The 25,415-nt window shown below is 72.0% G+C and carries 23 protein-coding genes and 1 tRNA gene; 13 read left to right on the plus strand and 11 right to left on the minus strand.

Annotated elements, in window-relative coordinates:
* Positions 1-330: 330 nt before the first annotated feature.
* The 3 genes from ACFWPS_RS23410 (at position 331) to ACFWPS_RS23420 (ending at position 2,755) form a co-directional block, all read left to right on the plus strand.
* Positions 331-1,320 carry a hypothetical protein gene (locus tag ACFWPS_RS23410; RefSeq protein WP_383708074.1) on the plus strand — a complete coding sequence of 330 codons (990 nt, stop codon included), beginning with the start codon at positions 331-333 and terminating at the stop codon, positions 1,318-1,320.
* Between the two features lie 87 nt (positions 1,321-1,407).
* Positions 1,408-2,148 carry a molybdopterin-dependent oxidoreductase gene (locus ACFWPS_RS23415; RefSeq protein ID WP_383708076.1) on the plus strand — a complete coding sequence of 247 codons (741 nt, stop codon included), beginning with the start codon at positions 1,408-1,410 and terminating at the stop codon, positions 2,146-2,148.
* Positions 2,132-2,755, plus strand: a complete 624-nt coding sequence (locus ACFWPS_RS23420) for a cytochrome b/b6 domain-containing protein (protein ID WP_383708078.1) — start codon at positions 2,132-2,134, stop codon at positions 2,753-2,755. The genes ACFWPS_RS23415 and ACFWPS_RS23420 overlap by 17 nt, the downstream gene beginning before the upstream one ends.
* Before the next feature lie 266 nt (positions 2,756-3,021).
* Here ACFWPS_RS23420 and ACFWPS_RS23425 read toward each other — a convergent pair whose 3' ends face one another.
* Both ACFWPS_RS23425 and ACFWPS_RS23430 read right to left on the minus strand, forming a co-directional pair.
* Positions 3,022-4,419: a gluconate:H+ symporter gene (locus tag ACFWPS_RS23425; protein ID WP_383708080.1), complete on the minus strand. Its 1,398-nt coding sequence runs from the start codon at positions 4,417-4,419 to the stop codon at positions 3,022-3,024.
* Positions 4,420-4,466: 47 nt separating this feature from the next.
* Entirely contained in the window at positions 4,467-4,988 is a 522-nt protein-coding gene (locus ACFWPS_RS23430; protein ID WP_383708082.1) for a gluconokinase, read from the minus strand.
* A gap of 129 nt (positions 4,989-5,117) precedes the next feature.
* Between ACFWPS_RS23430 and ACFWPS_RS23435 the strand changes: the two genes are divergently transcribed.
* On the plus strand, positions 5,118-5,819 hold the full coding sequence (locus tag ACFWPS_RS23435) for a FadR/GntR family transcriptional regulator (RefSeq protein WP_383708084.1): 702 nt from the start codon (positions 5,118-5,120) through the stop codon (positions 5,817-5,819).
* Here ACFWPS_RS23435 and ACFWPS_RS23440 read toward each other — a convergent pair.
* From ACFWPS_RS23440 to ACFWPS_RS23455, 4 genes are all read right to left on the minus strand, one after another.
* Complete coding sequence (locus ACFWPS_RS23440; RefSeq protein ID WP_383708086.1) at positions 5,816-6,217, minus strand: YchJ family protein; 402 nt, start codon at positions 6,215-6,217, stop codon at positions 5,816-5,818. The genes ACFWPS_RS23435 and ACFWPS_RS23440 overlap by 4 nt on opposite strands.
* 11 nt (positions 6,218-6,228) lie before the next feature.
* The gene (locus ACFWPS_RS23445; RefSeq protein ID WP_383708088.1) at positions 6,229-7,602 is read right to left on the minus strand and encodes a M1 family metallopeptidase; all 1,374 of its coding nucleotides are present in this window, start codon (positions 7,600-7,602) and stop codon (positions 6,229-6,231) included.
* Between the two features lie 77 nt (positions 7,603-7,679).
* Complete coding sequence (locus tag ACFWPS_RS23450) at positions 7,680-11,546, minus strand: Pls/PosA family non-ribosomal peptide synthetase (protein WP_383708091.1); 3,867 nt, start codon at positions 11,544-11,546, stop codon at positions 7,680-7,682.
* Positions 11,547-11,908: 362 nt separating this feature from the next.
* Entirely contained in the window at positions 11,909-12,352 is a 444-nt protein-coding gene (locus ACFWPS_RS23455; RefSeq protein WP_217550260.1) for an ATP-binding protein, read from the minus strand.
* 242 nt (positions 12,353-12,594) lie between these two features.
* On the opposite strand from ACFWPS_RS23455, the gene ACFWPS_RS23460 reads away from it, so the two are divergent.
* Together ACFWPS_RS23460 and ACFWPS_RS23465 are read left to right on the plus strand one after the other, a co-directional pair.
* On the plus strand, positions 12,595-13,461 hold the full coding sequence (locus tag ACFWPS_RS23460) for a helix-turn-helix transcriptional regulator (RefSeq protein WP_089103361.1): 867 nt from the start codon (positions 12,595-12,597) through the stop codon (positions 13,459-13,461).
* A 3-nt stretch (positions 13,462-13,464) separates the two neighbouring features.
* On the plus strand, positions 13,465-13,692 hold the full coding sequence (locus ACFWPS_RS23465) for a DUF397 domain-containing protein (protein WP_383708093.1): 228 nt from the start codon (positions 13,465-13,467) through the stop codon (positions 13,690-13,692).
* An 87-nt stretch (positions 13,693-13,779) separates the two neighbouring features.
* Here the strand turns inward: ACFWPS_RS23465 and ACFWPS_RS23470 are convergent.
* A tRNA-Leu gene (locus tag ACFWPS_RS23470) sits at positions 13,780-13,867 on the minus strand.
* A gap of 211 nt (positions 13,868-14,078) precedes the next feature.
* On the opposite strand from ACFWPS_RS23470, the gene ACFWPS_RS23475 reads away from it, so the two are divergent.
* The 3 genes from ACFWPS_RS23475 (at position 14,079) to ACFWPS_RS23485 (ending at position 16,858) form a co-directional block, all read left to right on the plus strand.
* Positions 14,079-15,404 carry a M20/M25/M40 family metallo-hydrolase gene (locus ACFWPS_RS23475; RefSeq protein ID WP_383708095.1) on the plus strand — a complete coding sequence of 442 codons (1,326 nt, stop codon included), beginning with the start codon at positions 14,079-14,081 and terminating at the stop codon, positions 15,402-15,404.
* Positions 15,405-15,563: 159 nt separating this feature from the next.
* Positions 15,564-15,797: a chaplin ChpH gene (gene chpH, locus ACFWPS_RS23480; RefSeq protein ID WP_123978334.1), complete on the plus strand. Its 234-nt coding sequence runs from the start codon at positions 15,564-15,566 to the stop codon at positions 15,795-15,797.
* Positions 15,798-15,931: 134 nt separating this feature from the next.
* The gene (locus ACFWPS_RS23485; RefSeq protein ID WP_383708097.1) at positions 15,932-16,858 is read left to right on the plus strand and encodes a chaplin; all 927 of its coding nucleotides are present in this window, start codon (positions 15,932-15,934) and stop codon (positions 16,856-16,858) included.
* Positions 16,859-16,943: 85 nt separating this feature from the next.
* On the opposite strand, the gene ACFWPS_RS23490 is transcribed toward ACFWPS_RS23485, so the two are convergent.
* A complete protein-coding gene (locus tag ACFWPS_RS23490) occupies positions 16,944-17,132 on the minus strand; it encodes a DUF5703 family protein (protein ID WP_358650647.1) in 189 nt (62 codons plus the stop codon).
* 47 nt (positions 17,133-17,179) lie between these two features.
* On the opposite strand from ACFWPS_RS23490, the gene ACFWPS_RS23495 reads away from it, so the two are divergent.
* A complete protein-coding gene (locus ACFWPS_RS23495) occupies positions 17,180-17,890 on the plus strand; it encodes a hypothetical protein (RefSeq protein WP_383708099.1) in 711 nt (236 codons plus the stop codon).
* A gap of 162 nt (positions 17,891-18,052) precedes the next feature.
* Here the strand turns inward: ACFWPS_RS23495 and ACFWPS_RS23500 are convergent, their stop codons facing one another.
* Entirely contained in the window at positions 18,053-20,326 is a 2,274-nt protein-coding gene (locus ACFWPS_RS23500; protein ID WP_383708101.1) for a helix-hairpin-helix domain-containing protein, read from the minus strand.
* Complete coding sequence (locus ACFWPS_RS23505; RefSeq protein WP_383708103.1) at positions 20,323-21,306, minus strand: aldo/keto reductase; 984 nt, start codon at positions 21,304-21,306, stop codon at positions 20,323-20,325. Before ACFWPS_RS23505 ends, ACFWPS_RS23500 begins: the two co-directional genes overlap by 4 nt.
* Positions 21,307-21,551: 245 nt before the next feature.
* On the opposite strand from ACFWPS_RS23505, the gene ACFWPS_RS23510 reads away from it, so the two are divergent.
* Together ACFWPS_RS23510 and ACFWPS_RS23515 are read left to right on the plus strand one after the other, a co-directional pair.
* Positions 21,552-22,607 (plus strand): LLM class F420-dependent oxidoreductase, encoded by a 1,056-nt coding sequence (locus tag ACFWPS_RS23510; RefSeq protein ID WP_361293261.1) that lies wholly within the window; start codon positions 21,552-21,554, stop codon positions 22,605-22,607.
* A gap of 229 nt (positions 22,608-22,836) precedes the next feature.
* Complete coding sequence (locus ACFWPS_RS23515) at positions 22,837-23,625, plus strand: ferritin-like domain-containing protein (protein ID WP_383708105.1); 789 nt, start codon at positions 22,837-22,839, stop codon at positions 23,623-23,625.
* A gap of 23 nt (positions 23,626-23,648) precedes the next feature.
* Here the strand turns inward: ACFWPS_RS23515 and corA are convergent, their stop codons facing one another.
* A complete protein-coding gene (corA, locus tag ACFWPS_RS23520; RefSeq protein ID WP_383708107.1) occupies positions 23,649-24,653 on the minus strand; it encodes a magnesium/cobalt transporter CorA in 1,005 nt (334 codons plus the stop codon).
* Between the two features lie 62 nt (positions 24,654-24,715).
* On the opposite strand from corA, the gene ACFWPS_RS23525 reads away from it, so the two are divergent.
* The gene (locus ACFWPS_RS23525) at positions 24,716-25,402 is read left to right on the plus strand and encodes a histidine phosphatase family protein (RefSeq protein WP_383708109.1); all 687 of its coding nucleotides are present in this window, start codon (positions 24,716-24,718) and stop codon (positions 25,400-25,402) included.
* Positions 25,403-25,415 lie beyond the last annotated feature (13 nt).

Consider the following 25,415-nt stretch of genomic DNA (forward strand, 5'->3'; position numbering starts at 1 on the left):
GGGTGGGGATTGCTCCGGGGGTTCCCGGAACCGGGCGGTTGACTCGGTCACGCTGCCCGGGTCGATCACGCTGAGCGGGATCGGGGCGGCGGCGGGACCCTACGGCCATGGTCCGACGCCCGGGCGGCCGGCGCCATGGCGTACGCCACAGCCGGAACCCGAAGCCCCACGGCCACGGTACGCCAACCGGGCCCCGGCGCGCGTCAAGTTCCGCTTTGCGCAAGGTAGTTGAACGGAGTACCAGCCCCGTTCGGCTTGACGCAAAGTCTTGGCTGGGGGTTTGCTGTGCGTGATCGGCCGATGGCAGCCCGACAACCAGGAAGTTCCGCGGTGCCCCCAACCCCGCCCCTCTTAGGCCCGAACCCGGCCGTCTCGGACCCAGGCCCGGCCGTCGCCCGGGGTCCCCGCGCGGCAGCGCACACCAGGTGCGAACACTGTCCCGACGACGCCCTCGACGACGCCGAACTCATCTCCGCCCGGGCCGCGTTGGCCCAGGGCCGCTGGCAGTCCGCCCGCTCCCTGCTGCTCCATACGGGTGATGACTGGGACCGTCGCGGCCACCGGGCCACCGTCCTCGCCCGCGAGCCCTACGCCATCGCCTGGGCCCGCGAGTGGCTGCTCGCCGAGCCCGGCTCCGCCGGCGCCGCCACCCTGTACGCCCTGACCCTGGTCCGGCGCGCCCTGCGCGGCAAGGAGGACCCGGAGCGGGCCCGCGAGGCCTGCGCCGGCGCCGCCGCGCTCGCCCCCGCCGACCCCACCCCGTGGCTCGGCCTGCTCCTGCTGGCCCGCTACCTGGGTACCGACGAGGAGACGCGCCGGACCTTCGCCGAGGTGCGCCGCCGCCATCCCGAGCACCACCACGCCCACCACCTGATGGCGGCCCGGATCGCGGAGACCGAGACCGGGGGGACGTACGAACTGTGCGCCTTCGCGGAACGCGCCGCGGCCGAGGCCCCGGCCGACTCCCCGCTCGCCGTCCTGCCGGTCGTCGCCTACGCCGAACGCCACCGGGTGCTGGCCGCCACCGGCCGGGCCCCCGCCGACCCGGCCGCCGCCGGGCACTGGACCGAGCCGTCCGCGCTGCGTGCCCTGGGCGCCGCCTTCGACTGGTGGCTGGAGTGGGGGATCGAGGAGCACCCCCGCCGCCACATCGACCTCAACCACCTGGCCCACGCCACCTCCGGCGCCGGCCGGTACGCCGAGGCCGCCGCCCTGTTCCAGCGGATCGGCCGCCATGCCACCCCGGCCCCCTGGTCGTACCCGGACCGCGACCCGTGCGAGGCGTTCCGGGCGGCCCGGGAGCGGGCGCTGGGAGGTTGAGGGGAGGTTGATGAGAAGAGGTTGTGGATTCCTTACGGCCGCCGGATTTCGTGGCCGAGCCCGCTCCGATGGTGTTCGAATGAGTACGTGAACTCTGAACAATCCGAGGAGCCACGGCGCACCGAGGGGGGCAGCCCGGTCGGCCGCCGGGTGTTCCTCGGCACCATCGGCCTGGGCGCGCTCGGCCTGGTGACCGCGCCGGTGCTGCAACGCGTCACCGAGTCGGTCCTCGGCACCTTCTCCGGCAAGGACCCCACGGGCCTGACCGGACTGCTCCCGAACGGCGGCGGCTTCCGCTACTACTCGGTGACCGGGTCGGTGCCGGACAAGACCGCCGCCGACTACCAGCTGAAGATCGACGGGCTGGTCGACAAGCCGCGCACCTACACCCTGGCCGACCTGCGGGCCCTGCCGCAGACCAAGCTGGTCAAGGACGTCCAGTGCGTGACCGGCTGGCGGGTCCCCGACACGCCCTTCGAAGGCGTCCGGCTCTCCCATCTCCTGGACCTGGCGGGCGTCCGGGACACCGCCAAGGCGATCCACTTCACCTGCTTCGACGGCGCGTACACCGAGAGCCTCACCCTCGACCAGGCGCGCCGCCCGGACATCCTGGTCGCGCTGCGCATGCAGAACAAGGCCATCACCCACGACCACGGCGGCCCGGTCCGCCTCTATGTCGCCCCCATGTACTTCTACAAATCGGCCAAGTGGCTCTCCGGCATCACAGTCAGCGACAAGGTCGAACCGGGTTACTGGGAGAAGCTGGGCTACGACGTCGACGCCTGGGTCGGCCGCTCGAACGGACGTGACGATGAGCCTACGAGCTGAGGCCCCGGCCGCCACGGACCGGCTGCACCGCTTCACCCCTGCCGCGCGCTGGGTCCACCGCACCACGGCGCTGCTGATGGGTCTCTGCGTGGCGACGGCCGCCTGCCTCTACATCCCGCAGCTGGCGGTCCTCGTCGGCCGCCGTGAACTGGTCGTCCGCATCCACGAGTGCGCGGGCCTCGCCCTCCCCGTCCCGGTCCTCCTCGGTCTGGCCTCCCGCGCCTTCCGCAGGGACCTCGGCTTCCTGAACCGTTTCGGTCCGCACGACAAGATCTGGCTGCACGCCGCCCTGAGCCGCGACAAACGCCGCTCCTCCCGCCCGGCGGGCAAGTTCAACGCCGGCCAGAAGATCTACGCGAACTGGATCGCCGGCGCGACCCTCGTCATGCTCGGCACCGGCCTCCTCATGTGGTTCACCCACCTCACCCCGCTGATGTGGCGCACCTCGGCCACCTTCGTCCACGACTGGCTGGCCCTCACGATCGGCATCGTCCTGGCGGGCCACGTCGGCATGGCCCTCGGCGACCCGGAGGCAAGGCGCGGCCTGCGCACGGGCACGGTGAGCAGAGAGTGGGCCAAGCGCGAACACCCACTGTGGCGACCGTAGCGTCCTTGCGGGCCCGCCGAACGCACTCCGACGGCGCGTCCGGCACCCGCCGGACACCAGCGTCGTGGCTGACCGCCGTTGCGGCGGAGAGAACAGTGCGGGCCGCCGACTCAGCCCCACAATGGCCGTCGGAAGCACTCTGGCGGCGCGTCGGGCAGCGGTGAGAGCCGCCGTTCCCCTCATTCCGCCGCAACGGTGATCAGCCGAGACGGCGGAGTCCGGCGGTGCTGGGCGACGTACCGCCGGACTCCGGTCCCGTACCGTCCCTAGATCACCAAGGACAGCAGCAGGACCAGGCCGCCCGCGACCACCGAGATGATCGTCTCCATGACGGACCAGGTCTTGAGGGTCTGGCCGACGCTCAGGCCGAAGTACTCCTTCACGAGCCAGAATCCCGCGTCGTTGACATGGCTGAAGAACAGCGAGCCGGCGCCGATGGCCAGGACCAGGAGGGCCGTGTGGGCTGTCGACATGTCGGCCGCGAGAGGAGCCACCAGGCCCGCCGCGGAGACCGTGGCGACCGTCGCGGAGCCGGTCGCGAGACGGATCGCGACCGCGATCAGCCAGGCCAGCAGCAGGGCCGGGATCGACCAGTCCTTGGAGACGTCCAGGATCATCTGGCCGACACCGCAGTCGATCAGCGTCTGCTTGAAGCCGCCGCCCGCGCCGACGATGAGGAGGATGCCCGCGATGGGCATGAGGCCCTTCTCGACGGTCTGCGAGATCCGCTCCCGCGAGAACCCGGCCGGGCGGCCCAGCGTGAACATGCCGACGATCACGGCTGCGAGCAGGGCGATCAGTGGGGAGCCGATGACGTCGAAGACCCGCTGGACGGTGTGAGCCGGGTCGTCGACGACTATGTCGACCAGCGCCTTGGCCAGCATCAGGACGACCGGCAGCAGGATGGTGGCGAGGGTGGCGCCGAAGCCGGGGCGGTTCTCCAGTTCCTCGGACGGGCGCTGCGGGAGCATCCGGTCGGGGGCCCGGACGTCCACCCAGCGGGCCGCGACCTTCGAGAACAGCGGACCGGCGATGATCACGGTCGGGATCGCGACCAGGACGCCGAGGGCCAGGGTCACGCCCAGGTTCGCGTGGACCGCGTCGATCGCGACCAGCGGGCCCGGGTGCGGGGGCACCAGACCGTGCATCACCGACAGACCGGCGAGGGCCGGGATGCCGATGCGCATCAGGGAGTAGTTGCCGCGCTTGGCGACCATCAGCACCACCGGGATCAGCAGCACGATGCCGACCTCGAAGAACAGCGGCAGCCCGACCACGGAGGCGATCAGCACCATCGCCCACGGCATGGCACGCCCGCCGGCCTTGGCGAGGATCGTGTCGACGATCTGGTCGGCGCCGCCGGAGTCGGCCAGCAGCTTGCCCAGGATCGCCCCGAGCGCGATCAGGACACCCACACCGGCGACGGTGGCGCCGAGCCCGGTGGTGAAGCTGGTGATGACCTTGTCGAGCGGCGCCCCGGCGAACGCGCCGAGCGCGAGCGAGCCGATGGTCAGCGCCAGGAAGGCGTGGAGCTTGAACTTGGTGATGAGCAGGACGATGACGGCGAAGCCCAACAGGACGGCGATGCCCAGCCGGGCATGTCCGGCCGAGGTGATGGGCGCGACGGTGTCCGCTGCCAGCATCTCGACGCTGAGTCTGGTCACGGGGGTTCCTTGCAGTGATGGGGACAGGTAAGGGAGAGGGGGGTGGCTTACCGCGGGGTGAGGCCGGGCAGTGTGTCCAGCGCCCGTACGGCCCGTGCGGTGATCTCCTCGGGGGTGCCCGAGACGTCCACGGCGACGCCCGGCTCGTCCGCCGCCAGCGGCTGGAGCGTGGCGAACTGGGAGTCCAGCAGCGCGGTCGGCATGAAGTGGCCCTGCCGGTGCGACATCCGGTCCTCGATGAGCCGCCGGTCGCCGGTGAGGTGCAGGAACACGATGCCGGGGGCCGCGGCCCGCAGCCGGTCGCGGTAGGACCGCTTCAGCGCGGAGCTGCTGACCACCCCGCCCAGCCCCTCCCGCCCGTGCGCCCAGGAGCCGATGGCGTCCAGCCACGGCCACCGGTCGGCGTCGTCGAGCGGGTGTCCGGCCGACATCTTGGCGATGTTGGCAGGCGGGTGGAAGTCGTCGCCCTCGGCGTACGGGACGCCGAGCCGGGCGGCGAGCAGGGGACCGATCGTGGTCTTGCCCGTGCCGGCGACGCCCATCACCACGACGACGTGAGGGGTGTGCATCAGTGCCTCGCTGTGTCTTCCTCGGAAGGTGTCGGCCTCACTGAAACCCATTAGGTACGACGAATTCAAGAGTGTGTGACATATAAGTCTGACTTTTTGGCTGGGTGATCCACTCGGTACGCTGAGTGCATGAGCACACCGGGCCGGGGCCTGCACGGCCGAGTACTGGACGCCCTCGGCCCCGCCATCACCGCGGGTGAGTACCCGCCGGGCAGCGTTCTGCGCACGGACGAGCTGGCCCAGCACTTCGAGGTGTCACGCTCCGTGATGCGCGAGGCGGTCCGGGTCCTCGAATCCATGCACCTGGTCGAGTCCCGCCGCCGGGTGGGCGTCACCGTCCGCCCCAAGGCCGAGTGGAACGTCTACGACCCTCAGGTCATCCGCTGGCGCCTGGCCGGCGCCGACCGCCCGCACCAGCTGCGCTCGCTCACCGTGCTGCGCTCGGCGATCGAGCCGGTGGCGGCCGGCCTGGCGGCGCGGCACGCCACGGCCGCCCAGTGCGCCGAGCTCACCGAGTGCGCGCTCGGCATGGTGGCCCATTCGCGCGGCCACGAGCTGGAGGAGTACCTGTTCCACGACGTGGCCTTCCACCGGGTGATCCTGGTGGCGTCGGGCAACGAGATGTTCGCCCGGCTCGGCGACGTCGTGGCCGAGGTCCTCACGGGCCGTACCCACCACGAGGTGATGTTCGAGGACCCCGACCCGGCCGCCGTCACCCTCCATGTCCAGGTCGCGGAGGCGGTGCGGGAGGGCGACGCGCCCCGCGCGGAACGACTGACCCGCGAGATCACCACGGGCGCCCTCCAGGAACTGGACGTCCTGGCGCCCTAGTCCAGGAACTCCCCGTCCAAATACACCCAGGCGCCCTCGACCCGCTCGAACCGGCTGCGCTCGTGCAGCGAGCCGCCCCTGAAGGACGCCCGGAAGGTCACCGTGCCGGTGGTGTGGAAGGCCGAGCCGTCGGCCGTCGCCAGGATCTCCAGGCCGGTCCAGCGCATCCCGGGGTCGAGGTCGACCCGGGCCGGGCGGGTCCGGGGATGCCAGGTGCGCAACAGGTACGGCTCGTCACGCTTCACGAAGGCGCTGTAGCGCGAGCGCATCAGCGTCTCGGCCGTGGGCGCGGCCGCCTCGCCCCGGTGGAACCGGCCACAGCACCGCTCGTACGTCTCCGCGAGACCGCACGGGCAGGCGGCGGCAGGCTGCTGCCGGGAGGAGCGCTTCGGTGTCACGGACCCGCACCCTACGCCGACTCGGCGTTGGTGGGCGGCTGGGCCGGGCGTGCCGGGAGGGCCAGGGTGGGCAGTTCGGGCAGCGCCGTCCGGTGCACCCACGCGTCGAACAGCCCGTCCAGCGGCTCGTCCGCGAACCGGTTGACGTGGGCCGTGAACGTCGCGGTGGTCACGGACCCGCCCCGGTGCAGCCCCGCCCACGCGCGCAGCATGTGGAAGAACCGCTCGTCGCCGAGCGCGCAGCGGATCGCGTGGATCGTGACACCGCCGCGCTCGTAGAGGCGGTCGTCGAACATCGCCTTCCTGCCCGGGGCCGCGATCCGGATGTCCTTGGGCAGCCCGGAGAGCAACCGGTGTGCGAGGGCGGCCAGTTGCTGGGCGCTACGGCCCCCGGACCGCTCCGACCACAGCCACTCCGCGTACTTGGCGAGCCCCTCGTTCAGCCAGATGTGCCGCCAGTCGGCGATGGACACGCTGTTGCCGAACCACTGGTGGGCGAGTTCGTGCGCCACCAGGCGTTCCGAACCCCGCGCCCCGTCCACGTGGTTGACGCCGAACAGCGACAACCCCTGCGCCTCGACGGGGACATCGAACTCCTCGTCGGCGACGACCACGGCGTACTCGTCGAACGGGTAGGGCCCGAACAGCCGTTGGAACAGGTCCATCATCGCGGGCTGCCGCGCGAAGTCCCTGGAGAACTCGGGGAGCAGATGCGCCGGTATGTGCCCGTGCATCGGCACCCCGCCGAAGCCCGGGTCGCCGAGCAGCACGGTCTGGAACTTGCCGATCGCGAGGCTCACCAAATAGCTCGACGTCGGTGCCGCCTGCTCGTACACCCAGGTCGTAGTGGACGCCTTCGTGGTACGGGTGAGCAGCCGCCCCCCGGCCACCACCGAGTACGCCGACGGGCAGGTGATCGAGAGCAGGTACGACGCCTTGTCGGCCGGCCTGTCGTTGCACGGGAACCAGGAGGGCGCACCCGTCGGCTGGCTGGCCACCAGGGCGCCGTCCGTCAGCTCCTCCCAGCCGATCCCGCCCCAGGGGCTGTTCACCGGCTTCGGGTTGCCCGACCAGTGGATCTCCACGGTGAAGGCGGCCCCGGCGCGCAACGGCTTCGCGGGCTTGATCCGCAGCCTGCCGCCGCGGTGCGTCCAGTGCGGCTGGCGGCCGTCCACCCGGATCCGGCCGATCTTGAAGTCGGCCAGGTTCAGCTGGAACTCGGGCAGCGCGGCCCGGCCCGCGATCGCGTTGATCCGGGCCATGCCGGCCAGGCGGTTGGGGCCTGGCCGGTAGTCCAGCGTGAGCTCATAGCGATGCACCCGGTACCGGGGATCGCCGTTGTCCGGGAAGTACGGGTCCGGACCCGCTGACTGCTGCACTGCCACTTCCGCGTTCGCTCCCTGCGCTGTGCTCGAACCGTCTCTCGGTGCACCGATGCCCGCGGCCACCGAGCGGCCCGCGCTCAGGGACGCCATGCCTCGATCGGATTGCCGAGCCAGCGGGTGTCGTCGGGAACCGACTCCGCCGCCATGACGAGCGACGCGGGACCCAGGGTCGTACGGGCCCCGATCGTGCTGCCGGGCAGCACGATCCCGCCAGGACCCAGTGTGGCGCCCTCACGGAGAACCACAGTATCCGTCCGCAAGATCCGGTCGTGGAAGAGGTGAGTTTGCAGCACACAGCCGCGGTTCACGGTGGCCGCGTCCTCCAGGGTCACCAGATCGGTCTCCGGAAGCCAGTAGCTCTCCACCCAGACGCCCTTGCCGATGCGCGCGCCGAGGCCGCGCAGCCAGGCCGTCAGCACCGGGGTACCCGGCACCGAGCCGGCCAGCCACGGCACCGCCAGCACCTCGACGAAGGTGTCCGCCAGCTCGTTGCGCCACACGAACGAACTCCACAGCGGGTGCTCACCGCTGCGGTGCCGCCCGACCAGCGTCCACTTGGCCAGCACGGACACCAGGCCGGCGACCGCACCGGCACCGAGCAGCACCAGGCCGGACAGCAGCGGCGCCCAGACCCCCAGCGCGCACAGCGCGGCCACCGTCAGCCCGGCCAGCGCCACCGAGCACAGCACCGGCACGATCCGGCACGTCTCCACCAGGGCTCGCGCCCACAGCATCCGCGCCGGCGGCTCGTAGGTCCGGCTCTGGTCGCCGTCGGCCGCGCTGCGCGGCAGCTTCACCGGCGGCAGCCCCAGGTACGACGTGCCCTTCTTGGCCTTCTTCGGCGTCGCCGACAGCACCCCGACCAGACCGCCGTCCGGCACACTGCGGCCCGGCGCGGTCATCCCGGAGTTCCCGAGGAACGCCCGCCGCCCGATCTCCGCGCGCCCGATCCGCACATAGCCGCCGCCGAGCTCGTACGGCGCGGTCAGTGTGTCGTCGGCCAGGAACGCGCCCTCGCCGACCGTCGTCAGGCTCGGCAGCGCGAGCACGGTCGACACCTCGGCGCCCTTGCCGATCCGCATCCCGAGCAGCCGCAGCCACACCGGCGTGACCAGACCCGCGTACAGCGGGAACAGGGTCTCGCGGGAGCGGTCCATCAGCTGCGAGACCGTCCACGCCTGCCAGCCGATCCGGCTGTGCGTCGGATGCGTGCCGACCCGCAGGCGCAGGCTGAGCAGCCGTACGGAGACGAGAATCAGCAGGGCGTACGCGAGGCCGAACGCCAGCGTGGCCGGGACCAGCGCGACCGCCGCGCCCCGCAGGGCCTCGGCCAGGCCGTCCCCGGGGGTCACGAAACGCCCGGCGACCAGCAGCGCGGCTGCACCCGCCAGCACCGGAAGCGCACTGAGCCCGAGGCCCGTCAGGCCGTACATCACCCGCCAGTACGTGCCCCGCTGCGGCCGCTGCTTGGGCCAGTTCCGCTTGGCCTTGCCCAGCTTGACCGCGGGGGCGCCGGCCCAGCGCTGGCCGGTCGGGACCTGCCCGGTGACCGCGGAGCCGGGGGCCACCTCGGCGCGCTTGCCGACGCGGGCGCCCGGGAAGAGCATGCTGCGCGTCCCGACGACCGCGTGGGCGCCGATCCGGACCGGGCCGATCACCAGCCGGTCGCCGTCCAGCCAGGAGCCGGACAGGTCCACCTCGGACTCCACGGCGGCGCCCCGCCCGATCCTGAGCAGCCCGGTCACGGGCGGCAGCGAGTGCAGGTCCACCTCGGGACCGATCTTGGCGCCGAGCGCCCGCGCGTACCGCTCCAGCCAGGAGCCGGTCAGCGTGGTCGCCCCGGTGAACTCGGCCAGCCGCTCCGCCGCCCACAGCCGCAGGTGGACGGAGCCGCCGCGCGCGTATCTGCCGGGCTTCACGCCCCGCAGCAGCAGCCGGGCGCCACCGGCCGCGACCGCGATCCGGCCGGGCGGGGTGAACAGGACCAGGGCCCCGAGGCCGACCAGCCACCAGGGTGCGGTGGGCAGCCAGCCGTAACCGCTCAGCACATTGCCGAGGGCGGCCAGGACCACCGTCCAGCGCAGTCCGAGGAGCGTGAACAGGGGCAGCAGGAGCAGCAGCTGTACCGACTGGGCGCTGCGCGGGACGGGTGCGATCGTCCGTTCGGCGCCGTCGTCCTGCGCGGACTCCTCCAGGTGGCGGGCCAGCTTGCGCAGCACCGGCTGCTGGTAGATGTCGAGGACGGCCGCGCTCGGGTAGCGGGTGCGCAGCCGGGTGGTGAGCTGGGCGGCGGACAGGCTGCCGCCGCCGATCGCGAAGAAGTCGTCGGAGGCGCTGCCCACCGGGATGCCGAGGACCTCGGTCCACTGCTCGGCGAGCCAGGCCTCGGTGCCGTAGAGCTGTTCGGCCGGGCCGCCGGTCTCCAGGCCCTCCAGGGGCCAGGGCAGGGCATTGCGGTCGACCTTGCCGGAGGTGCGGGTGGGCAGCTCGGCGACCGGCGCCAGCAGCGGGACGAGGGCCGCGGGCAGCTCGGTGCGCAGCTTCTCGACGGCGGCCGCGTGGTCCCAGCCGTCCTGGGTGACGACATAGCCGACGAGGAGCTGGTTTCCGCTGCGGGCCGTCCGTACGGCCGCCGCGGCGCCCGCGACGCCGGGGAGCGCCTGGAGGGCCGCGTCGACCTCGCCCAGCTCGATACGGCGCCCGCCGAGCTTGATCTGCTCGTCGGCGCGGCCGAGGAAGACCAGCCCCTCACGGTCGGCGCGCACCAGGTCACCGCTGCGGTACGCGCGCGCCCAGCCCAGCGACTCCAGGGGCGCGTACTTCTCCGCGTCCTTCTCGGCGTCCAGGTACCGGGCGAGGCCGACCCCGCCGATCACCAGCTGGCCGCTCTCGCCCATGGCCACGGGCACGCCCGCGTCGTCCACGACGGCCAGCTCCCAGCCGTTCAGCGGCAGCCCGATGCGGATCGGCTCCCCGCCGGTCATCAGGGCCGCACAGGCGACGACGGTGGCCTCGGTGGGGCCGTAGGTGTTCCAGACCTCGCGGCCCTCGGTCACCAGGCGCTGCGCCAGCTCGGGCGGGCAGGCCTCGCCGCCGAAGATGAGGAGCCGGACGTCGTTGAGGGTCTCGGGCTCCCAGAGGGCGGCCAGGGTGGGCACGGTCGAGACGACGGTGATCTCCTGGTCGACCAGCCAGGGGCCGAGGTCGGCGCCGCTGCGCACCTGGGAGCGGGGCACGGGCACCAGGCAGGCGCCGTAGCGCCAGGCCAGCCACATCTCCTCGCAGGAGGCGTCGAAGGCCACCGAGAGGCCCGCCATGACCCGGTCGCCGGGCCCGATCGGCTCCTCGGTCAGGAACAGCGCGGCCTCGGCGTCCACGAAGGCGGCGGCGCTGCGGTGGGTGACGGCGACGCCCTTGGGCTTGCCGGTGGACCCGGAGGTGAAGATGATCCAGGCGTCGTGCTCGGTGCCGGGGCGGCCGGAGGGCCTTTCGGACGCGCGGCGGACGTCGATGTGCAGCCCCTCGCCGAGGACGGCCGCCACCTCCGCCTCGCCGAACACCAGTGCGGCCCGCTCGTCCGGGTCCTCGGCGTCGACCGGGACGTAGGCGGCGCCGGCCGCGAGCACGCCGAGAACGGCGACGTACAGGTCGTTGGTTCCGGACGGCACCCGGACGCCCACCCGGTCCCCGAGCCCGATGCCGGCCTCGGCGAGCCGCCGCCGCAGCCGCGCCACCTCGATGGCGAGCCCGCGGTAGGTGAGCTGGACGGTGCCGTCGTCGAGCGCGGGCTCATCGGGATGGGCCCGTACAGTTGCTTCGAACACGTCCACGAGGGTGCGCGGCGAGGCCGCCGCCCCGGCCGAGAAACGTGCGGTGTCCCCGAACTCCTCGCGGATCTCTTCGTCGAGCAGGCCGAGAGCGCTGCTCTCGTCAATGGCTGCCATCCGGTCCTCGCGTCTCGTTCCCGGAACCCTCCGGGGCGCCGGCGGGCCCGCAGGTGTGCCTGGGGTTGTCCGGCTCCGACTAGGTAACAAGCCGGAAATATTAGTACGACGCTAGGCTCCCGTTCATCTGACGGCCACCTGGAAGCAGCCGTTCGGAGCAGTCCATTGAATCTTAAGCGACCTCTGACCAGGGATTCTCCGTGGACGGCGAGAGATGGGCCACACAGCGTGAGGCAGGCCAACTCCATGTGTCCGGCGGCCTGTACGGCAACGGCCGGCGCCGCGGCAGGGAGGGGAGAGGGGGTGCCGCGGAACCGGCCGTCGCCGTGGGGGGCGGAGGAAACGTCACGAAGCGCCGGACCTCACACGGCGCTGACCTCGGCCCAGATGGACTTGCCCCAGGGCAGGTTGCCCACGCCCCAGCGGCCCGAGCAGAGCGCGTCGAGGATGAGCAGACCGCGCCCGCGGTCCCGTTCGACCGAGATGGGCCGCAGCCGGGGATGACGGCCCAGCGGGTCGTGCACCTCGACCCGGGTCCGGGAGCCGTCCGTGTCGATGAGGAGACGGACCGGGTCGTCCGGGTCGGTCTCGTAGCGCAGGGAGTTGGTGACCAGCTCGCAGGTGACCAGGGCGACCGCGTCGATGTGGTCACGGGAGGCGTCCGGGGTGTGGTGCGCGATGAAGTCGCTCACGAACAGCCGTGCTGCCTTGGCCGATTGGGGCTCGCTGGCCAGTAACAGGACCGGCGGTGGGGCGACTTGCAGCGCGCGGGGTTCGGTGGTGGTGCTCCGCTGGCGTTCGATCATGTGCATCCCCTCACGGGCATGTCCCAACGCAGGCACGGTAGTTCGCCATGCGAGTGCGGTCACTGTCGTATTTCCCGGATTCATGGTGCCTTCACGGCGCAGTCGATCGCAATACGTCCCACGAGATGTGAAAAATTGCGCATCGACGCGAGAGACTTGCGGCACAAGTCGTCAGTCGGTGGCGAGGGCCCGGGCGGCACGGGCAGACTGTCGGGCAGTTCACCGGACAGAAGGGGGAAGCCGTGAGCACGCCCACGGTGCGCCGGCGACGGCTCGGTGCGAAGTTGCGCGAGCTGCGCGGCGAACTCACCCTCGACGAGGTCGCCGAGCACTCCGAAGGCGCGTTCGTCTCCTCCAAGCTGTCCCGGATGGAGACCGGCAAGACGGCCCCCAAGGCAGCGGACATCCAGGCGCTGCTCCATCTGTACGGCGACCTCGGCCGCGACGTCAGTGACGAGCTGCGCGCGGCCCTGATCACGCTCACCAAGGAGGGCGGCCGGCGCGGCTGGTGGCACTCGTACCGGGGTGTCCTCACCCCGGTGTACGAGGACCTGATCAGCCTGGAGGCGGAGGCCGAGACGGTCTCCACCTGGCAGCTGGGCATGGTCCCCGGACTGCTCCAGACCGCCGAGTACGCCCGCGAGATCATCCGGGCGACCGCCATGTCCGAGGCGGTCGAGGCACGGGTCGACGCGCTCGTCGAGGTACGGCTGGCACGCCAGGCCGTCCTCACCCGGGACAGCGACCCGCTGGCACTCTGGGCGATCATCTCCGAACAGGCCCTGCGCTCCACCACCGAGGATCCCGCCCTGATGTACGAGCAGTTGGGGCGCCTGCTTACGATGGGGCGGCGTCCGAACATCAACATCCAGGTGTTGCGCTCGGACGCTCCCCTGCACGCCGGGCTCACCGGCACCTTCAGCATCCTGGGCTTCGGTCCGCACACCGATCTGGACGTCGTCCACCAGGAAGGGCTGACCTCCGCCCTGTACATCGAGGAACGTGATCGGGTCTCCACGCACCGGGCCGCGTGGCAACGCCTCACGTCTGCCGCCGAGTCCGTCGAGGCGTCGGTGGAACTGATCACCCAGATAAGGAAGAACGAATAAGGAATGAAGCACGCTGACGACGCGTCGACTCTGCCGGTGACCTGGTGGAAGTCCTCGGCGTCCGCATCACAGTCCGACTGCGTGGAATGCGGGATCGTCGACGGGGCGACGGTCGCCGTCCGCGACAGCAAGTGGCCCGACGGGCCCGCGCTCCTGCTGGACCGCACCGCGCTCCGCGCGTTCACCTCCGCCGTGGCTCACGGTGACGGCCGAATAGCCGGCCTCGACTGAGAGCGTGGCGCCCACCGGAAGGTGGTCGCCGACGGCACCCTGTGTCCAGAAAAACCAAGAAACCCCTGCTCAGCAGGGGTTTCTTCGTGGTGTCCGAGGGGGGACTTGAACCCCCACGCCCGATAAAGGGCACTAGCACCTCAAGCTAGCGCGTCTGCCATTCCGCCACCCGGACAAGGTGTCTGTCGTGCGAAGTCTTCCGTGTGGGTTTCCCTCGCGGCGACGAAGGAAACACTACCAGGCTTTCGGGAGCGGTCGATCACACCCTGTTTCCGGGCCTGCGGGCATGAACGGCGTGTGACGGGCCGGGACCGGCCTTGGGCCCGGAGCGGGAAGGGAGAGAGGATGGCGGGGACCGGGCGGCAGTGACAGCGGAAGGAAGCAGCGTGAGCGAGACGGGCACGGCCAGGGGCGTCACCGGCGAGGACGAGGTCGTCGACCTCTGCCGCGAGCTGATCCGGTTCGACACCAGCAACTACGGCGACCACTCCGGTCCCGGCGAGCGCAAGGCGGCCGAGTGGGTCGCCGAGAAGCTCGCCGAGGTCGGCCTGGAGCCGAAGATCTTCGAGTCCCACCCGGGCCGCGCCTCGACGGTGGCCCGCATCGAGGGCACGGATCCGTCCAGGCCCGCCCTTCTCATCCACGGCCACCTCGACGTCGTCCCGGCCAACGCCGACGACTGGACCCACCACCCCTTCTCCGGCGAGGTCGCGGACGGGTGCGTGTGGGGCCGGGGCGCCGTCGACATGAAGGACATGGACGCCATGACCCTGGCGGTCGTACGGGACCGGCTGCGCAGCGGCCGGAAGCCGCCCCGGGACATCGTGCTCGCCTTCCTCGCCGACGAGGAGGCCGGCGGCACCTGGGGCGCCCGGCATCTGGTCGACAACCACCCGGACCTCTTCGAGGGGGTCACCGAGGCGATCAGCGAGGTGGGCGGCTTCTCCTTCACGGTGAGCGAGCAGCGGCGGCTCTACCTCATCCAGACGGCCGAGAAGGGCATGCACTGGATGAAGCTGAAGGTGGCCGGCACCGCCGGGCACGGCTCGATGATCCACCGCGACAACGCGATCACCGAGCTGTCCGAGGCCGTCGCCCGGCTCGGCCGGCACAGGTTCCCGGTGCGGGTCACCAAGACCACCCGGGCCTTCCTCGACGAACTGGGCGACGCGCTCGGCACCGAGCTGGACCCGGAGGACATGGAGTCGACGCTGGCCCGGCTCGGCGGCATCGCCAAGCTGATCGGCGCGACCCTGAGCAACACCGCCAACCCGACCCAGCTGAACGCCGGTTACAAGGTCAACGTCATCCCCGGCGAGGCCACCGCGCACGTGGACGGGCGCTTCCTGCCCGGGCACGAGGAGGAGTTCCTCGCCGACCTCGACCGGATCCTCGGCCCGAACGTGGTCCGCGCGGACGTGCACTCCGACAAGGCGCTGGAGACCAGCTTCGACGGCGCCCTGGTGGAGGCCATGCAGTCCTCGCTGCTCGCCGAGGACCCGACCGCCAAGGCCATCCCCTACATGCTCTCCGGCGGCACCGACGCCAAGTCCTTCGACGACCTCGGCATCCGGGGCTTCGGCTTCGCGCCCCTCAAGCTGCCGCCGGAGCTGGACTTCGCGGGCATGTTCCACGGCGTGGACGAGCGGGTGCCGGTGGACGGGCTCCAGTTCGGCGTGCGTGTGCTCGACCGCTTCATCGACGCGTCGTAAAGCACGCGTCGTGAAGCAATGGCTTCAGGTAATCGGGCGGCTGTGCGAAGTCGACTGAGAAGAGTGAATGCGACGATAAGCTCGTAGCTCCATTACTCCCTCCTCGTTACTCCAGATGCGATCCGCTACTTGGAATCGCATTGCCAACAAGGAGGAATAATGCTCAAGAAGGTCGTCGCTGCTGCGGCTGCCACTGGTGGTCTGGTTCTCGCGGGTGCGGGCCTGGCCGTCGCCGACTCGGGTGCCCAGGGCGCTGCCGTGGGTTCCCCGGGTGTCGTCTCCGGCAACGTGATCCAGGTTCCCGTGCACGTCCCGGTGAACGTCTGCGGCAACACGATCTCCGTGATCGGGCTGCTGAACCCCGCCTTCGGCAACACCTGCATCAACAAGTGACGCCGACTCCCTGAGGGGCGTCTTTCCGTCGGCCCCGGAGCGCGCGCCATGCGCTCCGGGGCCGACCGGTTTTTCCGCAGGTTTTCCCTGCGGTGAATGCAAGGTCAGGATCCAAGGCAGGGGGGAATTCAGAAATGCGACAGGGCACCCGCAAGGGCCTTATGACAGTGGCCGCGGCGACCGGCGTGATCGCTGCGGCGGGCGGTTACGCCCACGCCGACTCGGGGGCCGTCGGCTCCGCCGCCGACTCGCCCGGCGCGCTCTCCGGCAACACGGTGCAGGCGCCGGTGCACGTGCCGGTGAACGTCTGCGGCAACACCGTGAACGTCGTCGGCGTCCTCAACCCGGCGATGGGCAACAAGTGTGCCAACCATGGCGGCGTGGGCGGTGCTTCGACGGGCTACGGCCACACCGGAGGCCACGGCGGTCACAGTGGCCACGGCGGTCACAGTGGCCACGGCGGTTCGCACGCCGGGGGACACACCGCAGGTTCGCCCGGTGTCGGCTCGGGCAACACCGTGCAGGCGCCGGTCGACGTTCCGGTCAACGTGTGCGGCAACAGCGTCAACGTCATCGGCGTGGGCAACACCGCCGTGGGCAACGAGTGCGCCAACGACGGGGGTTCCGGACACGTCGGACACCCAGGACACCCGGGGCACCCCGGGCATCCCGGCGGTGGTCACCCCACGCAGCCGCCCGGCCACGGCGGGCACGGCACGCCTCCCGGGCACGGCGGGCACGGGAGCACGCCGCCCGGGAAGCCGGGGAACCCCGGAACGCCGGGCCGGCCGGGGAACCCGGGGACTCCGGGACACCCGGGCAATCCGGGCCGGCACCCGGGCACGCCCCCCGCTCACTCGGGGAGCAGGACCGTCCCGACCGGTGCCCACGGCTCCACTCTCGTCGACCCGCTGGGCAGCGCCTCAGTGAGCGGGCCCGTCACCGCCGCGCAGCTCGCGCACACGGGCAGTGACCTGCCGCTGGGTCTCGCGCTCCCGGCCGGTGCCGGTGCGCTGCTCGCGGGCGCCGTGCTGTACCGCAGGGCGCGCGCCGCGGCGTAGCGCACGGACGGTGACGCACCGCGATCGGTGCGTGGAACGGGACGGGCCCCGTCGACGCGGGGCCCCTTCCGTCAGTCGGAGAGTCTCACCATGTGGCACGCACCTGGCGGATGATCCGCCGGCGCAACCGCACCTTGCGGCTGCCGTCGCGCATGAGGCTCAGTCGGTCCAACTCCCAGTGTCCGTACTCGGCATGGTCCGTCAGCAGACGTGTGGCGTCCTTGCGGGACACCCCGCGCGGTACGTACACGTCGACAAATTCGTATTCCGGCATCGCATCTATTGTGCGGGCTGGTGCCCTGTACGGATAGCGTCTGCACTATGTCTGATGCTGTGCAGCCCACCGCTGCCGAGGTACGCGCCGCCGCCGAGGCGGTCAAGACCGCGCTCGACCGCCATCTGGCCGCGGTCGAACGCAGGTCGGGGGAGGACGACCCGGCTGTCTACGAGGCGTTCAACCAGCTGGCCGCGGCCGCCGAGGTCTACGACGAGCTTCTCTACGACCGCTACGACGAGGTCACGCCCTTCGAGATCCCCGGTACGGACGACTCGCTGCCACCGTACGCGGGCCCCGAGGAACCGAACGCGATCAGTGTGCTGATCCGCCGCGACTACGCCGTGGCGGAACCACAGCGGCTGCTGGCCCAGGCCCAGCGGGTCGAGGCGGCGGAGTACGACGACGGTCCCGGCGCGGACGAGGACGCCGCCGGCACCATCCACGGGGCGCTGGGCGTTCTGTTCGGCGAGTTCGAGCCGGACGAGATCGCCTCCCGGCACAAGGAGTTCGGCCTGGAGGAGGGCGACTCCACACTGTGGGTGACCGCGGCGGACGAGCCGGCCGAGCCCGGCGAGTGGCTGGAGCTGCCCTTCGAGGGCGTCGATCCGCAGCGGGTGGTGTGCCGCTTCGACGTCAGCGCGGTCTTCGACGACGAGGACACGGAGGACGGCGAGGACGCCGGGGAGACCGACGAGCTGGACGACCTCGACCTGGACGAGGACGAGGATCTGGAGCCATTGGACGCAGAGCGCTGATCCGCCGGCCGGCGGTGCCCTCCGGGGGTTGAGACCGGACGGGCACCGCCGGCCGACGCCGTTGCAGCTGATCGCCGGCGCGGCGGGAACAAGTCCGGCGGTGGGACAGGGATCGCGCGGCGGGGTCGGCTCATGCCCGGACAGGGCCGCCGGCGGAGCCGGTCAGTTCGCTGCGGGGAACTGCGTCTTCAACAGCAGCGGCAGGCGGGTCGTCCGCGGCTTCGGCAGGGACTCGGCCACCGCCCTCGCCAGGGCCTGTTCCACGCCGTGGACCACCGACAGGTGGCGCTCCGCCCGGCTGAACGCCGTGTACACCCAGGGACGGCTCAGGGACTGGACCGCGTCTCCGGGCAGCACCACGACCGCCGCCGGCCAGCGGCTCCCCGCCGCCTGGTGGGCGGTCAGGGCCCAGCCGTGGCGGACTGACTGCTCCACCCGCTCCTTCGGTACGACCACCGGCGCACCCGCGCACGACAGGTGCAGCCCGTCGGCGTCGGCCTTCACCACCTGGCCCCAGGCCGTACGGCCAGGCGCGGGGGAGTGGACGATCCGGTCACCGGGGTCGAAGCCGCCGAAGCGGCCGGGGCCGGGATTGAGCCGTTCCTTGAGGGCGGCGTTGAGGGCGCGGGTGCCGGCCGCTCCGCCGTGGCCCGGGGCGATCACCACGGTCTGCTCGGCGGGGACGCCGATCGCGCGCGGAACGGAGTCGGCGACCAGCTGCACCGTCCGGTGCACCGCCTCGCCCGCGTCCCGCACCGGCACGATCACGACCTCCTTGCCGGGCGCCTCGACCTGGGTGAGCTCGCCGACGCCGATCCCGGAGACCAGTTCGCCGAGCGGACCGGGGTCGGGCGTGCGGGAGGCGATCTGCGGGCACGCGCGGGCCGCCAGCAGGTCTGCGAAGACCCGCCCGGGCCCCGCGGACCACAGCATCGCCGGATCCCCGCTCAGCACCAGTCGGGCCCCGTCGGGCAGCGCCTCCACGAGCATGGCCGCGCCCTCCACGTCCAGCTGGGGCGCGTCCAGCACGACGAGCAGGTCGAGGTCCAGGGCGCCGTCCGCGTCCCGGCCGGGGCCTGTGACGCCGGCGAGCAGGTCGGCGATGGTGCCGGCGGCGCCGTCGCCGCCCGGGAGGCGCCGGCTGCCGTCGGGGGCGTGGGCGGCCGCGAAGGCGCGCAGCCCGGCCGCACGGGCGGCGGTCACCAGGGCCGCGGGTTCGGCGCGGGCCGCCTCGCCGCCCGTGTGCAGCACCAGGCCGTGCCCGGCGACGGCACGCGCCAGCTCGGCCGCGCCGCCCGAGGCCGCCGCGGCGGCCGCCTCCCAGGACTCCGCGGCGTCCTTGGCAGGCGAGTTGACGAGCCGGGCCAGCGCGTCGGCGAGGCTCTCCTCGGCCAGCGCGTACCGCTCCAGGGCGACCAGGACCCGGACCGGCCGCTCCTCCTCGTCGTCCTCGGGCTCCGGGGCGCCCGGATCCAGGGCGTCCTGGAAGACCAGCGCCTCGCCCTCCGCGAGCGCGTCCTGCACGGCGGCCTCCGGGTCGGGCACCGCCCGCTGGGCCAGCGCGGCGGTCAGCGCGGGCATCTCCAGCGCGGTGTGCCCGGCCACGGCGGCCTGCTCGAGGAGCCAGCCGGTCACCGCCCGGCCGCGCCGCTCGTCGTCCGGACCGCACTCCGCGCCGAGCAGCGCCCGCGCGAACCCGTCGGCCTGGTCCGGCCGTACGCCGGTGACCCGGAGCAGCTGCCAGGGGTCCTCCCGCAGCAGCGTGTCCGCGCCCTCGCCGAGGGCGGCGGCGACCTGAGGGGCGAGCGACTCGGGCGCACCGCCGTCGGCCAGCACCCCGCGTACCGCCGTGACCGCCTCCGCGGCGGGCGCGGCGGGCATGGCGGGTGCGGCGGTGACAGGCGCCGACTCGGGCCTGCGGGCGGGCTCCGGTGCCGGGGCCCGGTGCGGGGCCGGCTCGGGGTCCGCGAACACGGTGGCCGCAGGCTTCTCGCCGCTCTCCACCGCCCGGATCGCCGCGAGCAGATCCGCGGCCGTCCCGCTGAGCTTGGTCCCGCTCTCGATGTGCCCCTTCTTGTCGGCCTTGCGCTGCGCGATCCGCTCCCGCTCGACCCGCTGAGCAGCCAACTCGGCCGCGGCCTCGGACAGCTGAGCCGCGCTGTCGCCCTCGGCGGCTTCACCGTTCCCCGCGTCCGGCACCCCACTTCCCGGTCCGCCCACGCCAGCCGCACCGGTGTCGCTGCCCGCCCCGGATCCGGTGGTCTCCGCGTCGTCGCCGCCGTCCGCTCCGTCGGTTCCGGGCGCGCCGGTCCCGGCAGCCGTCGTGTCGCTCGCTGCGGCCATGTCGGCGACGGGGCCGCCGGTTTCCGCCGTACCCCCGGCCGTCGTGTCCTCGTCGGCCTCGGGCTTGGCGCCCAGCCCCGGCTCCGTGCTCACAGCGTGCTCCAGTCGTGATCGGGATAGCGGTGCACGGGCGCCGACACGTCGTCGAGAGCCCGGCAGATCTCGTCAGGAAGAGTAAGCGCCTCCACTGACAATGCCCCGGCGAGCTGCTGCGCGTTGCGCGCGCCGACGATCGGCGCGGCCACCCCCGGCCGGTCCCGCACCCAGGCGAGCGCCACCTGGAGCGGGGTGACCGCGAGCCCGTCCGCCGCCGTCTGCACCGCGTCCACGATCCGGGTGGCGGTGTCGTCGAGGTACGGCTCGACGAACGGCGCCAGATGCTCGGAGGCACCGCGCGAGTCCGGGGGAGTGGAGTGCCGGTACTTCGCGGTCAGCACACCCCGGCCCAGCGGGGAGGACGGCAGCAGGCCGATGCCCAGGTCGAGGGCGGCGGGCAGCACCTCGCGCTCGATGCCCCGCTGGAGCAGCGAGTACTCCAGCTGCGTACTGGCCAGCCGGGTGCGCGCGCCCGGCGCCGTGAGCTGCCAGGTCGCCGCCTTCGCCAGCTGCCAGCCACAGAAGTTGGAGACCCCGGCGTACCGGGCCCGGCCGCTGCCGACCGCCAGGTCGAGGGCCTGGAGGGTCTCCTCCAGCGGGGTGTCCGGGTCGTAGGCGTGCACGTGCCAGACGTCGACGTAGTCGGTGCCGAGGCGGGCCAGGGAGGCGTCCAGCGCGGCGAGCAGATGACCGCGCGAGCCGTTGAAACGCCGGTCGGGGTCGGGGACGCTGCCCGCCTTCGTCGAGATGACCAGGTCCCGGCGTGGCACCAGCCCTTCTATGAGCTGCCCGAGCAGGTACTCGGCCTCGCCGTCGCCGTACACGTCAGCGGTGTCGACCAGGGTCCCGCCGGCCTCCCAGAACGCCTTCAGCATGTCCGCGGCGTCGTGCTCGTCGACGTCCCGGCCCCAGGTGAGGGTGCCGAGCCCGATCCGGGACACGCGCAGGCCGGTGCGGCCGAGATGCCTCTGCTCCATGCCCGCGAGATTACTGGCCAGAGCTGGTGCGTTGGGTTGCCTGTGGATAACCGATTTCCATGGCACGGAGGGGTGAGAACGGTTTCGCCGTGGGGACTTCGGCCGTCCCCGGACTGCAGGTCGTGTGTGGCTGGTCGCGCCCACGCGGCGGAGCCGCACATCGACGACGCCCCGCGCCCCTTCGGGGCGCTCCCGCGCTAAGGTCTCCGCAACAGCGACGTTACTGATCGGTAAGGGGAACGGCCATGCAGCTCGGGATCAACCTCGGCTACTGGGGTGCCGGGATGGACGGGGACAATCTGGCCGTGGCCCAGGAGGCCGAGCGGCTCGGGTACGCCGTGTGCTGGGCCGCCGAGGCCTACGGCTCCGACGCCGCCACCGTGCTCAGCTGGGTCGCCGCCCAGACCGAGCGCATCGACGTCGGCTCGGCCATCTTCCAGATCCCCGCCCGGCAGCCCGCCATGACCGCGATGACCGCCGCGACCCTCGACTCCCTCTCCGGCGGCCGCTTCCGGCTCGGCCTCGGCGTCTCCGGACCGCAGGTCTCCGAGGGCTGGTACGGCGTCAAGTTCGACAAGCCGCTCTCCCGCACCCGCGAGTACGTGGAGATCGTGCGGCGGGCGATGAGCCGGGAACGGCTGTCGTTCGAGGGCGAGCACTGGACGCTGCCGCTGCCGGGCGGCCCGGGCAAGCCGATCAAGCTGACCGTGCACCCGGAGCGCGAGCACATCCCGGTCTACATCGCCGCCATCGGCCCGAAGAACCTGGAGCAGACCGGCGAGATCGCCGACGGCGCGCTGCTGATCTTCCCCTCCGCCGAGCACCTGGAGGAGACGGCCGTGAAGTACCTGCGCGCGGGCCGGGAGAAGGCGGGCAGGACCCTCGACGGGTTCGACATCTGCCCGACGCTGCCGCTCGCCGTCGGCGACGACAAGGACGTGGCCACCCTCGCCGACACCTTCCGGCCCTACACCGCGCTGTACGTCGGCGGCATGGGCAGCCGCAAGCAGAACTTCTACAACCAGCTCGCCCAGCGGATGGGCTACGAGCGCGAGGCCGCCGAGATCCAGGACAAGTACCTGTCCGGGGACAAGAACGGGGCCGCTGCCGCCGTGCCGCAGGAGCTGATCGACCAGACCACACTGCTCGGTTCCGTGGACCGGATCGCGGACCGGATGAAGGCCTACGCGGCCGCCGGGGTCACCACGCTCTCCCTCGCGCCCGCCGGCTTCGCCCTGGACGAGCGGCTCGCCTCGCTGCGGGCCGGCGCCGAGGCCCTGGAGCGCGCCGGGCTCGCGTGAACACCTGAGAGGTGAGAGAAGTCCGCGGCCGTGGTGGGGGCTCGGGGGTCTTCCCCGCCACGGCCGTCACGCAGAACAACGCGCCGGTGCCCGCGCGGTTACGCCCTCGGTGTGACCCCGGTGCTCCTCCTTTCGGCCGAGTGCGCCCGCACATCTGTTGCAGCCAATCCGATGCGGCATTTGACTCGTTCTTTGCGGGTTTGGTGAGTCCTCCGGAGAGGTGCCCACGATGCTTTCGGCCAGGAGTCTGTTCCAGGAGATCCTCGACGACGACGAGTCCTTCCGGCTCTTCTGCTCCATCGCGGCCGGCGGAGAGTCCCAGGGCGGCTGGGAGAACGGGCGGATCGCCGCGCTGGTACCGCGGAGCGAACGCGACCTCGCCCCCAAGATCACCCGCCACGGCGCCGACGAGGACAAGCACGGGCGCATCTTCCACGCCCTGCTGAGGAAGCGCGGGCTGACGCCCGTCCCGGTGCCGGCCGACACCGACTACACGATGATCCTGGAACGGCACGGCATCGGGCTCGCCCACGACCGGCTCCGGACCGACCGGCCGCTCACCGTGCCGGACATCGTCACCTACCTCGCCCACAGCCGGGTCACCGAGCAGCGCGCCTCCGAACAGATGGAGCTGCTGCGCCGGTGCTTCGCCGACCACCCGGACGTGGGCCGCGCGGTGCGCATGATCTCCGGTGACGAGGACAACCACCTCGCCTACTGCCACGAGGAACTGCTGCGCTTCGCCGCCGCCGGACACGGCCGCGCCATCCAGCGGACGCTCCGCGTCTGCGCCCTCGCCGAGATCCGCATCTACCGGGACGTCAGCCTCGCCGTCGTGGCCCACATGGGCCGCATCCTCGGCTGGCCGAGAGCCAGGTGCGCGCTCCTCGCGGGCGGCATCCACGCGGTCTACGCCTACGAGCGCGCCATCGGCTGGCGCCGTATGGTCACCCTGCGGATGCCGGAGCGCAGGAACGCCCTGGGCGGCCCCGCGACCCCCGCCCCCGAGTTCGCCTGAGCCCAGAGGGCCGCGAGCGTTCCTCACATCCACCCGCGGCGTTTGAACAGCCGGTACAGCGCCAGCTCCAGGCAGGCCATGAACAGGATCACCGCCGGGTAGGACCCGATCCAGTGCAGCTCGGGCATGTGGTCGAAGTTCATGCCGTAGATCCCCGCGATCAGCGTGGGGACGGCGGCCATGGCCGCCCACGCGGAGATCTTCCGCATGTCGTCGTTCTGCCGCACGCTCATCTGCGCGAGATGGGCGCCGAGGACGTCCGACACCAGCCGGTCCAGCGCCTCCACGCCCTCGTTCACCCGCATCAGATGGTCGTTGACGTCCCGGAAGAACGGGCGGGCCGACTCCTGCACGAAGGGCACCGTCATACCGCTGCCGTACGGGCCCACCCCCGCCAGCTTCGTCATCGGCAGGGCCAGCGGCACCGTCGCCCGGCGGAACTCCAGGATCTGCCGCTTGAAGGTGTAGATCCGCGACGCGGTGTGCCGGGAGACGCCGCCGCTCGGCGAGAACACCTCAGCCTCCAGCTCCTCCAGGTCGTTCTGCAGCTCGGTCGAGACCTCCAGGTAGTGGTCCACGACCGCGTCGGAGATCGAGTACAGCACCCCCGTCGGCCCGTGCTTCAGCATCTCGTGCTGCTCCTCCAGATGCCGCCGGATGTCGCCGAGCGGCGAGGGCGTCCCGTGGCGCACGGTGACCACGAAGGAGTCCCCGATGAAGATCATCAGCTCGCCGGACGTCACCGTGTCGCTCTTCGGCTCGTACGTCACCGGCTTCAGGACGACGAACAGGGAGTCGTCGTACACCTCCAGTTTGGGCCGCTGGTGAGCCGTGAGGGCGTCCTCGACGGCCAGCGGATGCAGTCCGAACTCGTCGGTGACCAGGTCGAACTCGCGTTCCGTCGGCTCGTACAGGCCGATCCACAGAAAGCTGTCGCCACGCGCGCGTGCCTCCGCGAGGGCGTCGGAGAAGTCCTGCGGCGTCTCCGTCCGCTCCCCGTCCCGGTAGATGGCGCAATCGACGATCACGGAGCGTATTCTCCCGTCGCCCGCCCACCGGCGCACTTCGGCGTGCGCCTACCCTGGGCCGCATGCCCACGCTGATCCTCGTAAGGCACGGACGGTCCACCGCCAACACCTCGGGTGTGCTCGCGGGGTGGACGCCGGGCGTCGCCCTCGACGAACGCGGGGCCGCCCAGGCCGCCGCGCTGCCCGGCCGGCTCGCAGGGCTGCCCCTCGCCGAGATCGTCACCAGCCCGCTGCAACGCTGCCAGGAGACACTCCGCCCGCTGCTCGAGGCCCGCCCCGAGCTCACCGCGCACACCGACGAGCGGATCGGGGAGGCCCACTACGGCGACTGGTCGGGCCGCAAGCTCGCCGAGCTCAAGGACGAGCCGCTGATGGAGGTCGTCCAGGCGCATCCGTCGGCGGCCGCGTTCCCCGGCGGCGAGTCCATGCGGGCCATGCAGACCCGCGCCGCCGAGGCGGTACGCGAGTGGAACGCGCGCGTGGAGCGTGACCACGGCTCGGACGCCGTCTATCTCATGTGCTCGCACGGCGACATCATCAAGTCCCTGGTCGCGGACGCGCTCGGACTGCATCTCGACCTCTTCCAGCGGATCTCCGTCGAACCGTGTTCGATCACCGCGATCCGCTACACCCGCCTCAGGCCGTTTCTCGTTCGTCTCGGGGACACCGGGGATTTCGCCTCGCTCGCCCCTCGCGAGGTACCTCCCGGGGAAGACGCCCCGGTCGGTGGCGGCGCCGGCGCGCCGTGATCGTCAGCCGCAG

The organism is Streptomyces sp. NPDC058457 (assembly GCF_042720695.1).
Taxonomy (GTDB): Bacteria; Actinomycetota; Actinomycetes; order Streptomycetales; family Streptomycetaceae; genus Streptomyces.